Origin of the sequence: Nonomuraea polychroma (assembly GCF_004011505.1) — a bacterium.
GTDB lineage: Bacteria > Actinomycetota > Actinomycetes > Streptosporangiales > Streptosporangiaceae > Nonomuraea > Nonomuraea polychroma.
This window is the reverse complement of record NZ_SAUN01000001.1, coordinates 5,097,400-5,111,704: the sequence shown is the minus strand read 5'-3', so window position 1 is coordinate 5,111,704 and position 14,305 is coordinate 5,097,400. Positions and strand designations below refer to the sequence as shown.

11 protein-coding genes are annotated in these 14,305 nt (G+C 71.2%); 5 read left to right on the top strand and 6 right to left on the bottom strand.

The genetic code is table 11. The features are described from left to right. Positions 1-117 precede the first annotated feature (117 nt). Positions 118-1,080, top strand: a complete 963-nt coding sequence (locus EDD27_RS57895) for a lytic transglycosylase domain-containing protein (protein ID WP_127934270.1) — start codon at positions 118-120, stop codon at positions 1,078-1,080. Positions 1,081-1,158: 78 nt separating this feature from the next. Then, positions 1,159-1,593 carry a hypothetical protein gene (locus EDD27_RS23365; RefSeq protein WP_127934269.1) on the top strand — a complete coding sequence of 145 codons (435 nt, stop codon included), beginning with the start codon at positions 1,159-1,161 and terminating at the stop codon, positions 1,591-1,593. A 2-nt stretch (positions 1,594-1,595) separates the two neighbouring features. Here EDD27_RS23365 and EDD27_RS23360 read toward each other — a convergent pair whose 3' ends face one another. The 3 genes from EDD27_RS23360 to EDD27_RS23350 form a co-directional block, all read right to left on the bottom strand. Then, a complete protein-coding gene (locus EDD27_RS23360; protein ID WP_127934268.1) occupies positions 1,596-2,087 on the bottom strand; it encodes a hypothetical protein in 492 nt (163 codons plus the stop codon). Next, entirely contained in the window at positions 2,084-3,802 is a 1,719-nt protein-coding gene (locus EDD27_RS23355; protein ID WP_127934267.1) for a histidinol-phosphatase, read from the bottom strand. Before EDD27_RS23355 ends, EDD27_RS23360 begins: the two co-directional genes overlap by 4 nt. A gap of 178 nt (positions 3,803-3,980) precedes the next feature. After that, positions 3,981-5,207, bottom strand: coding sequence for an SMI1/KNR4 family protein (locus tag EDD27_RS23350; protein ID WP_127934266.1), 1,227 nt, complete (start codon positions 5,205-5,207; stop codon positions 3,981-3,983). A 227-nt stretch (positions 5,208-5,434) separates the two neighbouring features. Here EDD27_RS23350 and EDD27_RS23345 point away from each other — a divergent pair, with 227 nt between their 5' ends. Genes EDD27_RS23345 through EDD27_RS23335 form a run of 3 tightly spaced genes read left to right on the top strand, consistent with a single transcriptional unit; the run spans position 5,435 to position 10,600 of the window. Next, on the top strand, positions 5,435-5,713 hold the full coding sequence (locus EDD27_RS23345; RefSeq protein ID WP_127934265.1) for a CATRA system-associated protein: 279 nt from the start codon (positions 5,435-5,437) through the stop codon (positions 5,711-5,713). Next, complete coding sequence (locus EDD27_RS23340) at positions 5,700-6,881, top strand: CATRA conflict system CASPASE/TPR repeat-associated protein (RefSeq protein ID WP_127934264.1); 1,182 nt, start codon at positions 5,700-5,702, stop codon at positions 6,879-6,881. Before EDD27_RS23345 ends, EDD27_RS23340 begins: the two co-directional genes overlap by 14 nt. Further along, positions 6,878-10,600 (top strand): CHAT domain-containing protein, encoded by a 3,723-nt coding sequence (locus tag EDD27_RS23335; protein WP_127934263.1) that lies wholly within the window; start codon positions 6,878-6,880, stop codon positions 10,598-10,600. The genes EDD27_RS23340 and EDD27_RS23335 overlap by 4 nt, the downstream gene beginning before the upstream one ends. A 72-nt stretch (positions 10,601-10,672) precedes the next feature. Here the strand turns inward: EDD27_RS23335 and EDD27_RS23330 are convergent, their stop codons facing one another. From EDD27_RS23330 to EDD27_RS23320, 3 genes are all read right to left on the bottom strand, one after another. Next, entirely contained in the window at positions 10,673-11,074 is a 402-nt protein-coding gene (locus tag EDD27_RS23330; RefSeq protein WP_127934262.1) for a VOC family protein, read from the bottom strand. A 70-nt stretch (positions 11,075-11,144) separates the two neighbouring features. Beyond that, the gene (locus EDD27_RS23325) at positions 11,145-12,383 is read right to left on the bottom strand and encodes an MFS transporter (protein WP_127934261.1); all 1,239 of its coding nucleotides are present in this window, start codon (positions 12,381-12,383) and stop codon (positions 11,145-11,147) included. 121 nt (positions 12,384-12,504) lie between these two features. Then, a complete protein-coding gene (locus EDD27_RS23320; RefSeq protein WP_127934260.1) occupies positions 12,505-14,259 on the bottom strand; it encodes a glycoside hydrolase family 15 protein in 1,755 nt (584 codons plus the stop codon). Between the last annotated feature and the right edge of the window lie 46 nt (positions 14,260-14,305).

The window sequence follows — 14,305 nt, the reverse complement described above, 5'->3', positions numbered from 1 at the left end:
CGCCCGCCCTCCGCCGGTGGAAATCTTCACCCGGCCGCGTGTTGCGCCGCCATGACGGCGCCGGATGCCGGCCGGTGTCCGTGAACACGGTGTCCGGACCAGGTAGGTTGGCCGACCATGGAGGAACGCCAACGCCAGCACCGCCCAGGACGCCCCGCCCGCGCCGTAGCCGTGGCAGCGGCTCTTGCCTGCCTCGCCTCCTGCGGCGACGCGGCCCCCGCGGGGGACGCCGCCGGCGGGTCCGGGAGCAGCCGATACGCGGCGTCGTCGCCGGCGACGCCCTCTCCCGGCACGACGGCGAGCCCGTCCGCAGCGGAGGACCTCCCCGCTGCCGACACGCCCGTCCCCAAGGACGCCACCCGGCTGGCCGCCGCCCTGCGCAAGACCACCACCGCGCTGCACGCCGCCATCGACCGCTGGTCCAAGAAGGGCGAGCCGCCTCAGGACGTCCAGCTCCTGGCCCTCTACCAGCAGCGCATCTACCGCCATGCCGCCCGCAACCCCGAGGTCGCCTCGCAAGCCTTCGCCCGCCTGCCCGCCGCGCTCGCCGCCCAGGCCAAGGACAACACGACCGCCATCCGCGGGCTGCTCGCCCTGGCCCACCCCGTCAAGCCGTCCGCCACGTTCAAGGTCGCCGCGCCCCGCCCCGCTGCCGAGCTGCTCGGCTACTTCAAGAAGGCCGAGCGCCGCTTCGGGGTGGAGTGGGAGGTGCTGGCGGCGGTGATGTTCGCCGAGACCAAGTTCGGCCGGGTGAAGTCCGCCAGCCACACCGGTGCCCAGGGCCCCATGCAGTTCATGCCGGGGACGTGGCGCGCGTACGGGATGGGCGGCGACGTCCACGATCACCAGGACGCCGTCATGGCGGCGGCCAACTACCTGCGCGCCAGCGGCGCCCCGGGCAATTACCGCCGGGCCCTGTACGCCTACAACCACTCGCAGGCGTACGTGGACGCCATCCTCCGTCACGCCCGCCAGATCAAGCGGGACGCGAGGAATTACTACGTGTACTACAACTGGCAGGTGTTCGTCCTCACCACGGCCGGCGAGCGCCGCCTGACCGGCCCGGGCAAGGCCGTCTGACGTCAGGTGCAGCCGCACAGGAGTGGGCCCCGGAAAACCGGCTTGATCGCATTTCCGGGGCGCTGCCACCATCCTCGGATGGACGAACAGGAACTGCAGCAGATCGAGGCGAACGTCCGTCTCGCGATCGACCAGCTCGGACCTCTCAGTGACGTGGACTTCGGTCTCAACCAGGCGTCCGTCGAGTGGGTCGAGGGCTTCATCGAGCGCCGGCGTTCCCGGCCGGACTTCGACCTGGAGCGGATCGACGGCCTGATCGGCGTGCTCGGCTCGTTCCTGGGCGCCTGCATCGTCGCCAACACGGGCGGCAGCTGGCACAGGCCGGGCGATGACGGATGGGGCGTGCTCCTTCCCGACGGGAGCACGGCCTTCCCGTTCGCGAAGGTGCACAAGCAGTTTCGCGACGGGGTGGAGGCCGGCGAATCGATCGTCAGCTTCTACCGGATCGCGGTGGACTTCATCGCCACGGGGAAGCTGCGGGAGGCACGCGAGGGCGGCGCCGGCCCGCGCTGACCTTAGGCACCGATCCCGTACACCGCCGTGCCCGCGATCGCGTCGGCGTCGCAGCCGAGCCCGTCGAACAGCTCGTCCGACAACCCCTTGGGCGGTCCCGGCAGGTCCCGGATCCCGTCCCCCGGCTCCGGCAGCCGCTCACGCAGCCGGTCCGGCACGTCCAACGGGGGCTCGGGGGCGGCGCCGTTCGTCAGGGTGTCCTGCTGGATCGACCGCGCCGACAGCGTCCCGTCGGCCTCCAGGACACCGACCGCCACCGTGTACTTGCCGGGCTCCAGCCCGCCCAGCGAGGTGCTCTCCTGCTTGAACAGCTGCGTGGCCGCCGTGGTGACGACCTCGATCGCGGGGTCGGTCGCCGAGCCCGCCGCGTCCGCCGGGACGAAATGCGTGCATCCGATGGCGTCGCCCGGCAGGCCGAGCACCCGTGCCACCGTGTGCAGCAGGTGCTCGGCCTCCTGAAGGGTTCGCGACCCCGCGTCGAAACCGAGGATCATCGGCGCGGCAGGACCCAGATCGGATTGCTGTAGAACCACAGGTCGTTCCACGGGTCGGCGTCGCCGTACACGTCGATCGCCGGCCCGTGCGGGTCCACCGCCGCGCCCAGCAGGCCCGGCGCGCTGCGCTTGCCGTCGGTGCCGCGCAGCCGCACGTACACCGGCCGGTCGATCGCGCCCAGCTGGTACGTGAACGTCACGGTCCCGCTGTTCTTGTTCACCTCGTACGACTGCACGACCTTCGTGTTCGGCGTGGTGAAGGCGTCCTTGTCGGCGGCCGGGCCGGTGACGTCGCCCTGGATGACGTCCACCCGGGCCAGCGTCGGCACGACCTGCGCCCAGTTCGGCCGCCCGGCGAGGGTGATCTCGATGGCCAGCTCGACCCGCGCCCCCTGCCGCACGTGCAGGGTGTCGCCGAGGGTGACCCCGCGCTGCCCGGTCCCGGCCGCCCGCGCCCGCACCACCAGCCCGCTGATCAGCCCGCCGTGGTCCACCCAGACCCGCCCGGCCCGCAGCCCGTCCATGACGGCCCGATAGGCGAAGCCCTGGCTGCCGACGTGCGTCCGGCTGTAGTAGCCGGGCCAGAAGTCGCCGGACCCGAAGTTCGCCACGCCCTTGTAGACGGGGTCCTTGTACTTGCCGTTGGCGTTGAAATTGCTGCCCGGACCGCGGTCGCTGGTGTCGGCGTGCACCCAGTGCGCGTCGGAGTCGGCGGTGATCCACCATGGCTTGCCCTCCGCCAGGAGGCTGTCCCACAACCTGCCCACGGTGGCGGTCATCCAGTCGAAGCCGCTGAAGGTCTTGTAGCTCTCGGCCGGGTACGCGGGGAAGGAGTCCGCGCCCGGGTTGCTGTCGTAGTAGCCGCGCCCGCCGCCCGGGCCGTTCGGCTTGGCGATGCCCGCCGCCTGGTGGCCGGGCGCGCCCTCCATGCCGACCGCGATCGACGGCTGGGCGTCCCGCCACCCGCGGATCTCGTGCGGCGAGTCCAGGCCCTTCCTGGACGGGTGGTTGGCGAGGAACAACGCATCGGGAATGCGCCGCCGCCTGACGGCCTCGGCCAGGAAGTTCAGCCCGGCGATCGCCAGGGCCTCGTTCTGCGGCGTGTTCGACCCGGCGCCCTTGACCGAGCCGTCGAAGGAGTTCTCGAACTCCTTGAGCGTGGAGACCTCGTTCTGGCCCGGGGCGACGAACACCGTGCCGTGCTCGGCGGCCGGGATGTTCCACTCCAGCCCCTGGAAGACCAGCGTGTCCTTGACGGCCTCGCGGGCGGCCACGATGTCCGGGTTGACCTTGTCCACGCCGATCTTCGCGTGCGTCGCGCCGCCGTGGTCGGTGATGACCATCCAGCCCAGCCCGTACGCGTTGCCGTGCCGTACCTGGTCGATGACGCGGTAGATGCCGTCGCTGCTGTACTGGGTGTGGATGTGGTGGTCGCCGGCCAGCCACAGGTACCCGTCCTTCGGCTCCCGCCCGCGCCCGAGGACCTGCTGGTCGTCGTCCGCCGCCGCGGCGCCCGGTGTGCCCAGCACGCCGGCGGCCGTGAGCCCGGCTCCGAGCAGCCCCGCCCGCCGGAACATCCGCCGCCGGGACAACTGCCCCGGCGACAGCTCACCGTCCGGAATCGAAAGGTCCCGCGCCGCCGCGGCATCCCCTTCGATCGGCTGCTCATGGCCGTGATCGTGATCGTGATCGTGATGGTGATGGCCGTGGCCCATGACTCCGTGTTCTCCGTCCCGCCGGAATGAGGGTGCTCCGGCTACGGCGGGAGCGTGGCGGAACCGGATGAAGCGGTCATGAACACCAAGAGATCAACGTATGCCTGTGAGCTGTGGAAATACGGCGGACATCGGCACGCGGGGGAGGCCTGGCGGCGGACGCTTGGCCTCCAGCCGGTCAGCCTCGCCGCGTGGCGAGGATCTCGCGCCCCCGCTCCGGCGTGATCAGGGCCGCGACCTCGGGATCGGCCAGCAGCGCGATCGGTGCGATGTGGTCCTCGTTCATCGGCCGCCACACCGTCAAGGCCTCGCGCAGCAGCGGCCACGGGTCGGCCCCGGGAGCGGCGACGGCGGCGCGTACCGCGGCGTCGAACTCCGCGTTGCCGAACCGGACGCGGAACCCGGGCTCGGCCGCCCGCTCAGGGAAGCCGGAGGTCAGCGGCCGCACCGTGTCGGACCCGAACTGGGCCAGGGCGTCGAGGGTGGAGAGACTGCAATGGCGCGCGGCGAGCTCATGCTCGGGCAGCAGCGCGGGCAGCACCTCGGCCGTCAGGAGATCCTCGTCCGGCCGCCAGGTGGGCTGTGTCTTGCCGTGCCGCAACGCCGACTGGATCGCCTGGCCCGCCTCGTGATCGCCCAGCAGGATCCGCATCTGGAAGAGCAGGAACATCGCCCGGCTCCGCCCGAACCGCGCGGCCTCCGCCAGCACCGCCAGCGGGCCGTCGACCTCGCCCGCCAGGCTCGCCAGCCGGGCCTGCTCGACCTTCTCGTCCCACTCGCGCTGGGTCTGGCACTGCGGGCGGTCCAGGGCGTGGAATCCGGCGTAGAGGTCGTACATCAGCTCATAGAAGGAGCCGTGCCGCTGCGGGCCCATGCCGGACCACGAGAACAGCTCGTAGGCGGCCCATTCGCCGTGCTCGTCCACGTCGTCCGGGTCGAGGAACAACACGCCGGCGTCCGCGTCCCGCGAGATCATCAGCGCCCGGCCCAATAGTCCCGCCTCCTCGTCGTCGTCCTCGTCGTCCGGGTCCGCGTCCTCGTCCTCGTCGTCCTCCCACTCGTCGGGCTCCTCGTAGGCCTGGCACCACATCGGCTCCAGGTCGCGTAACCAGCCGAGGTCTTCGGCGGGGACCAGGTGACCGCCGAAGACGCCGGCCCGGCGCCAGCCGTCGGTGGTCAGCAGGAACTCCCGGAACGACGGCGGCAGCGTGCGCCCCAGCCGCGCCTCCGCCTCCGCCACCTGCGCGTCCGAGGCGGGGGCGTACCCCAGCCAGTTGCCGGTGATCGGCTCCTCGAACGGCAGCGGCTCCTCCTCACGGACGGCGAGCCATTCCTCGCTCCAGCGCTCCAGGAACGGCCTCCAGGCGGTGCGGTCCATGCGGCACTCCTTGACTACGGTGATCATGTCGTGCTCATCTCAGCAGACGCCTCCGACATAGCGGGCGCCAAATTCCGGTCTCCCTGGTGAACCCTCTCGATCAGCCAGTCCGGCCCTCCTGCGAGCCCGATCGCTGATGAGATCCATGGGCCAGGGCGCCCGCCCCGGTCCCGGAGGATTCGGGTTGCAACGGACTCCAGCTGTGAACCGATGACCCTGTGGAGCGACCTGGCGACGGGGGGAGACGCGTGGGGGTGCATGGTGAAGCGGTCGAGCTGCTGCGAGACGCGCTGACGTGGTGGACGCTGCCGGCGGTGGCCTGGGCGGACGTGGCGGTGGTGATCGGCAGGCTGGAGTCCTCGGGCGACGTGGCGGCCGAACTCGGCCACTTGGAGCTGGCGGGGCCGATGCGGATCAGCACCTGGTACGGCGACCAGCCGGTGGTGCCGATGCCGGAGGAACTGCGGGAGCGGGTCAACGAGCTGATCCACACCCTGACCCTCGATGCCGAGGACGCCGATGGAGCCGGTTGACCTGGCCAACCCCGGTCTGATCGTTCACATGTTCGCCACCGCGACCGGCCCAGAAGCCGGGGAGCACGAACGGCGGCTGCGCGGGATCTGGGACGCGCTCGGTGACCGGCTCGAGATGCCCGTGACGCAAGCCGGGAAGATCGAGGTGCGCACCGCGGACGGAGACCTGGGCCGGCAGGCGCTGCTGCGCCGCGAACGCGACGTGCGCTGCCTGAGCGTGGCGTTGACGGGCGGGACCTGGCGGGAGCTGAACGAGCTGTGGCGCGAGTGCGCGGGGGACACCGGCGCGTGGGCCATGGGCGAGTGCCGGTTGTTCGTCGCCTACCCGCGCACCGCGCCGACCGCCCGGCGGACGAACGCGGTCCTGGCGGCGCTGCCCGAGCCTTGTCCGCGAGGCCGGATGACGACGGTCAGAGGCGTGGCGGTGTGGGAGGTCGGCTTCGACGACGACGAGCGCAGCCGGCGGACGTTCGCGATGCTGACGCCGCCCGAACTGGAGCCCAAGCTCGACGCGTGGGCGTGGACGCGGGGGGACGACCGGATGCCGCCGCTGGTGCGGCACCTCATGCACGCCGCCAAGCTTCGCTACCAGTTGCGCGTCTACCGCCAGGGCGAGGACTTCCGCGCCGCCCGCCACCGCGTGGACGAACAGGTGGAGACCCTGCTGAAGACGCTCGGCGGTGACGGCCTGCCGGCCGCGCGGCGCGAACTGGCGGCCCGGCAGACCGCCGAGGCCGGGCTGATCTGGACCCTGACCAGGCTGCGGGAGATACGGACGACCGCGGCGATCGCCCGGCACAACATGCGGGAGCCGAGTCTGCGCGACGACCTGGACCTGGCCGACTGGTTCCTCATGCGCCTGGACGACGATCTCGCCTACGCGGAGGCGACGCGGGAACGCGCCCGCGAGATCGGCGCCATCGCCGACCAGGTGATGGCGGAGCGGTTGCAGCGCAGGGCGGAGGAGACCGAGCGCCGCTGGGAGCGGTTCCGCGTGCTGGAGACGGCCGTGGTCGGGATGTTGCTCATGGTGCTGGCCGCGATTCAGGCGCTGGGCTACCGCGTGCCCGTCCCCGAGAACGTCAAGCCGGTCATCGTGGGAGCGCTGGGCCTGACGGCCTTCGTGCTGACCGTGTTCGGCCTCTTCAGATGGCGGAGGAAACCATGAACCCCGAGGTTCACATCGCCAAGTTCCTGCAGACCCGTGACCTGCGGGAACTGGAGTCCGGCATCGCCGCCTACCACAGGGAGATCGCCCGCGACCCCGATCCGCTGCTGCTGACCGGCCTCGGCAACGCGATGAGCATGCGGTTCGACACGCTTGGGCAGGAGGGGGACCTGGCTGAGGCGGTCGCCCTGCACCGCCGCGCGGTGGCGGCGCTGGCGGGAAAGCCCGGGTTGGCCGAGGCCCAGGCGAGTCTTGCGGCCGTGCTGGGAAATCACCGTCAGGTCGCCGACACTCACCTGGACGAGGTACTGGAGCTGTACGCGTCGGCGCTGCGCGGTGATCTGGTGGACAGGCCGCTGGTGCTCGCCAACCATGGAATGGCGCTGGTGCTCGGCTACCAGATCACGGGCGACAGACGGTTCCTGCTCGACGGCATCGACGCGTTACGCGCGTCCGTGCGAGGCACGGATCCGGACCACGACGCCTATCTGTGGCGGCTGGCCAAGTTGGCCAGCGCCCTGGTGATGGCCAACGACAGTCCGGAGGGCACCGCAGAGCTGAAGGAGGCGCTCGACGTCATCCGGGAGCGGTACGCCGAGGCCCCGGAACCCGTCAAGCAGGAGATTCAACTGCTCGTCGGGGTGGGTCTGCACGCGGATGAGATTCCTGTCATCCCGCCCGAACTGTGGGAGCAGATTCGCCGCGGGATGGCCGACCTTCCCTCAGGCCCGCAAGCTCGTCCGGGTTTCCTGGCGGGCCTGGGCCGCATGCTGATCGAGGACGTGCGCCGATCAGGCAAGCTCGAGCGTGCCGACCAGGCGGCCGAGGTGCTGCGTCAGGCTGTGGCTCAAATGCCGCCCGGCTACTCCGAACTGGCCGAGTTGTACATCGGGCTCGGCGTTGTCCTCGGCCTGCGCATGGAGTTCAGCGGCACGCATGAGGACCTCGACGACATGATCGACGCCCTGCGGCGCGGGGTGGCGGCGGCCAGGCCCGGCGACGACAACGCCGGTATGTACCACTCGGACCTGGGCAACGGGCTGATGCTGAAGTTCCGGCTCGGTGGCGGCCTGACCGTGCTCGACGAGGCCATCGCCTGCTTCCGACGGGGACTGGCCATCTCCCCGGAGCATCCGGAACGGGCCATGGCGTACACCAGCCTCGGCTCGGCGCTGTTCTTCAAGTACGAGCTGACCGGAGACATGCCCGATCTCGACGAGGCGATCGAGAGCCATCGCACGGCCAGGTCACTGACCGCTCCTGAGCACGCGAACTACGCGCTTTATCTGGCCAACTTGGGCGGCGCACTGGAGCAGCGCTACAAGGTGACCCGCCGGGGCGAGGATTCCGAAGAGGCGGCGAAGGTGTTGCGCGAGGCGGTGGCCGCCACACCGGAGACCAGCCCGTACCGGCCCGGCCATCTCGCGAACCTCGCCGAGGTACTGCTCGAGCGCTACAGGTTCACCGGGCAGACCGCGGCGCGTGAGGAGGCCGACGAGCTGTTGCGCGAGGCCGTGGGAACGGTTCACCCGGGAAACATCCAGGCACCCGGCGTCCTCAACAGCCTCGGCTCCGTGCTCATGCAGAGAGACGGGCACATCGACGAGGCGATCGTGGTGCTGCGCCGCGCCCACGACGCCGCTCCGGCCCGCACCTGGACGCGTACCCTCGCGACCGTCAACCTGGCCACCGCGCTGCTGTTGCGCTCCACGTCGGAGGAGACGCCCAAGGCTCAGCTGGCGGCGGCGATCAGGCGGCTGCTGGACCCGGCTGCGGAGAAGGGCACGTGGAGGAAACTGCTGCGCAGGGACCGCCGAGTGAAGGAGACGCCAGACCTGGACGAGGCGGTCGCGCTCTTCACCGAGGCGATCAAGGCGGACCCGCCGGGCGGTCCGGTCGCCTATAACGGGCTCGGCCTGGCGCTCCGCACGCGGTACGCGCTCACCGGCAAGCCCCGGACACTCCTGCAGGCCGTCCACGCCGCCCGCACCGCGGCCGAGACGTCGGCCCCTGACGACTCGACCCGGTCGATCGCGCTGTACTACCTGGCAGAAGTCCTTGTCGAGCAGTGGGAGCTGACCCGGGCGGAGACCGACCGCGACGAGGCGCTGGCCCGCTACCGCGAGGCCACCCAGGTGGAGACCGCCTCGGCCGACTGGCGGGCAAGCGTGGGCAAGCGCTGGGGTGAGGTCGCCATGGAGGCGGGCCTGGCCGGCGAGGCCGTCGAGGGGTTCGCCGTCGCGGTGGCCGCGTTGGACGAGGCGGCCTGGCGCGGGCTGGGCCGCGCCGACCAGGAGCGGATCCTCGGCGAGTACGAGAGCCTGGCCCGCGACGCCGCTGCGGCGGCCATCAGGACCGGCGACGCCGACAGGGCGCTCGAACTGCTCGAACAGGGCAGAGGCGTCATGTTCGCCCAGGTCATCGGCGACCGCGCCGGCCACGACCGCTTGCGCGCGGCGGCGCCGGAACTGGCCGACCGGTTCGGCGAGGTGCAGGATGAGCTGGACGCGGCCGAGCGGATGGACCTGTACGACGACCTGGCCCCGTCCAGCGGCCACGGCACCCCAGGCCTGCCAGGCGTCCCGGGCACGCCCGGCGGCCCCGGTGCCGATCGGCGCCGCCTTCTGGATCATCGGCACACGCTGGCGCGCCGCCGCCGAGAGGTCCTGGAGGAGATCAGGAGGCTACCGGGCTTCACCGGCTTCCTGCGCCCGCCGCGCGCCGCCGACCTGCTGCGCGCCGCCGAGGACGGCCCCATCGCGATGGTGAACGTCAGCCGCCACGGCTGTGATGCGCTGCTCGTGACCACGGAGGGTGTGCGGGTCGTCCCGCTGGACTTCACCGCCTCGGCGGCCCAGGACCAGGCCGACCGGTTCGTCGACGCCCTGCACGGCAAGGTTCTCGACGAGGTCGCCTCGTGCCTGGACTGGTTGTGGACGCACGTCACCGGCCCGGTGCTGGAGGCGCTCGGCCCGCTGCGCCGGATCTGGTGGTGCCCGACCGGTCCGCTGACCCTGCTGCCTCTGCACGCCGCCGGATCGGCGCTGGATCTGGTCGTCTCCAGCTACACGCCCACGCTGCGGGCACTGATCCACGCCCGCGGGCAGTCCGGGCCGCGGGCCGAGCGGCGTGTCCTGCTGGTCGGCGTCCCGGAGGTTCCGGGCGACGCCGCGGTGAAGGGCGTGGTGCGCGAGCTGGAAGCGGCCAGGCGCTGGCTCCCCGGCGCGCGGGAGCTGACGGAGGACGACGCGACCTGCGAGCAGGTGCTCACGGCGCTGGACGACAGCGCCTGGGTGCACTTCGCCTGCCACGCCGCCCAGCTGCTGAACGACCCGTCCCACGCCAGGCTGATCCTGCACGACCGGCCGCTGACCGTGCGCGAGCTGGCCGCCCGCCGCCTCGGCCAGGCGGAGCTGGCGTTCCTGAGCGGGTGCGAGACCTCGCGCGGCGGGGCCGTGCTGACCGACGAGGCGGTGAGCATCGCCTCCGCCATCCAGCTCGCCGGGTTCCCGCACGTGATCGGCACGCTCTGGCCGATCGCCGACGTGCACGCCCCGGCCGTGGTGGACGAGGTGTACGCGATGCTCACGGCCGGCGGCACCCGAGAGCCGCACCCGCACGGCGCGGCGGCCGCACTGCACGCCGCGGTCCATTCACTGCGCCACCGCCGCCCAGACTTCCCGATCTTCTGGGCGCCTTACGTGCACATTGGACCTTGACCACAGGAACGCGCATGGGTCTTGCGCAGGACAGACGTGTCCGGGGACGTACCGCTCGGCGTCCCGGTGGTGTCAAAGGAAGAGGCAGAAAGGATGCCCGTCGGGATCCAGGAGCACGCGGACATCGTCCTGTGGCTGGAACTCGGCCAGAACCGCACCGCACCCCACGGCCCACTCCACGGCCGCGTCCAGATCGTCGACCTTGATATCGAGATGCTGCGAGGCGGTCTGCTCCCCGGGAGCGCTCGGCCACACCGGCCGGACGTAACAGCGCTCGTACTCGAAGTTGAGTGTGAGCGCGGTCGCGTCCTCCGGCGGACGGATCTGCGCCCAGCCGGCCTCCTCAGGCTCGCCTGGTGCCGGGCCCTCTTGTGTGGTCACGGGCAGCCCCAGCAACCGCGAATAGAAGCGCGCCAGCTCGAGCGGTTGTGATGTGCCGATCGTCACGGAATGTGCCTGCAGGGTCGGCGGCATGATCGAGACTCCCTTCGCATGGACTGGACTCACCTGCCACCCAAGCAAATCTGACCCACGTCCGGGAAAGTCACGCCGTGGAGTTCCGGCCCCAGTGCGGTACGTCCTCAACATCGCGAATACGGCGGAGAGCCCAGTAAACGGGCAGCGGGGACAAGACGATGATCGCGGCGGCCACCCAGAGCGTCGGCCGCAGCCCGACCGCCTCTCCCAGTGCCCCTCCCAGCAGCGCACCCAGCGGGAACAGACCCATCAGGAGGACGCGCATGGTGGCGTTGACCCTGCCGAGCATGCGTTCCGGGCACAGGCGCTGACGCAGGCTGACGTTGGCGACCGCGTAGATGATCTGGCCCAGCTCGCCGGCGGCCGTGCCGAGCACGAGCAGGCCGACCGCCCAGCCGGGCCGGGCCAGCGGCACGAGCACCGTGACCGGGCCGGTCACGGCCAGGGACAACCAGATGATCCGGGCGGAGCCGACACGCCGGGCGAGGCGAGGTGTGATCGCCGCGCCGGCCATGGCGGCGACCGCACCGGCCGTGAGCACCATCCCGATCATGGTGGGTGACAGGCAGAGCATGCGCGCCATGAAGACGAAGGTCACCGCCGAGGCGATCGCGAAGGAGAAGTTGCCGGCGGCACTGCAGAGCGCGGTGGCGCGAAGGAGCCCGGTCCGGGCGACGAACGCCAGGCCTTCTCGGATCTCGGCCCCGATCCGGGCCTGTCGCGGCAGCGGGGCCGGCTCCCTCGTCTTGATCGCCAGAAGTGACGCGGCCGACACGGCGAACGTGACCGCCTGGACCAGCACGACGTTCGCGGCTCCCAGCAGCGTGACCGACCAGCCGCCGATTCCCGGCCCGGCGACCTGACCGCAGGCGCGGACGGTCTCCATGGCCGAATTGCCGGCGAGCAGGTCGGACCTGCCGATGACGGACGGGAGGTAGCTCTGGTAGCCGACGTCGAAGAAGACCCTGGCGACGCCGGCCAGCAGCGACACGACCACCAGCTGCGCGATGGTCAGGGTCCCGAGGAACGCGGAGAGGGGGATCGTCGCGAGGAGGGCGGCGCGTACGAGGTCGCCGGCGACGAGGACGGGCCGGCGGCGGCAACGGTCGATCCACGCGCCGGCCGGCAGGCCGATCAGCGCGAACGCGATCGTCCCCGCCGCCGTGACGAGGCCGAGCTGCAGGGGCGAGGCGTCGAGCGTCACGACGGCGAGCAGCGGGATCGCGACGCCACTGACCTGGGCGCCGAGCTGGCTGGTGGTCTGTCCCAGAAGGAGAAGGCGGAAATCGCGGTGCCGGAACGGCATGAGGGGCCTCCAGAGAGCCGGTGGGTGAATCCCCACCCGCAGCTCCGAAGGCGTCGCTAGGGGAGGGGGACACTACCGGCCCACCGGCCGAGAGGTCAAGCCGCGATCGACGGTCCGAGGACTATGACAGGGCGCGGGCGGCGTGGATCAACGGCACGTGGCTGAAGGCCTGCGGGAAGTTGCCCACCAGGCGGCCGTACCGGGGGTCGTACTCCTCAGCCAGCAGCCCCACATCGTTCCGCAGCTCCAGCAGCCGCTCGAACAGGTCCTTCGCCTCCTCCTTCCGCCCCTGCATCGCCATGACCTCCACCAGCCAGAAGCTGCACGCCAGGAACGCGCCCTCCCCGCCGGGCAGCCCGTCCACGTCGTTGTCCTCGGCGATCGGGTACCGCAGCACGAACCCGTCCGACATGAGCTCCTTCTCGACCGCCGCCACCGTCCCCACCATCCGCGGATCGTCGACGGGCAGGAATCCCACGACGGGCATCATCAGCAAGGCGGCGTCCAGCTCCGACGATCCGTACGACTGCGTGAAGGTGTTCCGGCTCGGGTCGTACCCCTTGTCGCAGATCTCCGCGTGGATGACGTCCCGCAGCGTCCGCCACTTCGCCACGGGGCCGGTGCGGCCGAACCGCTCCACGTATTTGACCGCCCGGTCGAGCGCCACCCAGCACATCACCTTGGAGTGCACGAAGTGCCGCCGTGGGCCGCGCACCTCCCACAGCCCCTCGTCGGGCTCGTCCCAGTGGTCTTCCACGTAGTCGAGCAGCTCCCGCTGGATCGTCCAGGCCCGGTCGTCGGCCGACAGCCCGCGGCTGCGCGAGACGAAGAGGCAGTTCATGACCTCCCCGTACACGTCCAGCTGCAGCTGCTTGACGGCCTCGTTGCCGATCCGCACCGGGCGTGAGTCCTCGTAGCCGTCGAGCCAGTCGAGCCGCATCTCGGTCAGGCGGCGTTCGCCGGCGACGCCGTACATGATCTGCAGGTCCTGTGGCCGGCCGGCGATCGCCCGCAGCAGCCACGAGCGCCAGTCCGCCGCCTCCTCCAGGTAACCGTTGGAGATGAGCGCGTCCAGCGTCATCGTCGCGTCGCGCAGCCAGCAGAAGCGGTAGTCCCAGTTGCGCACGCCGCCCAGGTCCTCGGGGAGCGACGTGGTGGGGGCGGCCACGATGCCGCCGGTCGGCGCGTACGTGAGCGCCTTCAGCGTGATCAGCGACCGTACCACCGCATCCCGGTACGGCCCGTCGTAGCTGCATTTGGAGACCCAGTCCGCCCAGAAGGCCTCGGTCTCGTCGAGCTGGTCGTCGTGGTCGATCTGCGGCGGCATCGGCTCGTGCGAGGGATGCCAGGTGAAGATGAACGGCAGCCGGTCGCCCTCCTTGACGGTGAACGTGGCCCGGTGGGCGTAGTCGCCGCCCTTGAGCGGCACGGGGGAGTGCAGCCACGCCGAGTCCGGCCCGCCGATCGCCTGCAGGTGCCCGTTGCTGCGCCGCACCCACGGCACGATCCTGCCGTAGTCGAAGCGCACCCTGAGCACCGTGGAGATCTCCACGGTCCCGGAGACGCCCTCGACGATCCGCACCACGTCGGGGTTGCGGTCACGGGGTGGCATGAAGTCGACGACGCGGACCGTGCCCGTCGGGGTGTCCCACTCGCTCTCCAGGATGAGCGTGTCGGGCCGGTAACGCCGCCGGTCGGCGTGCCTGCGGCCGGTCGGGCCGAGCCACCAGTGACCGTTGCGTTCGCCGCCGAGCAGCGCCGCGAAGCACGAGGGGGAGTCGAACCTGGGCAGGCAGAGCCAGTCGATGGAGCCGTCCCTGGCCACCAGCGCGGCCGACTGCATGTCTCCGATCAGGGCGTAATCCTCGATCCGCATGCCTAGACGCTACTCGGAGATGAGGCGCTCTCGCGGCCGGGTCCGA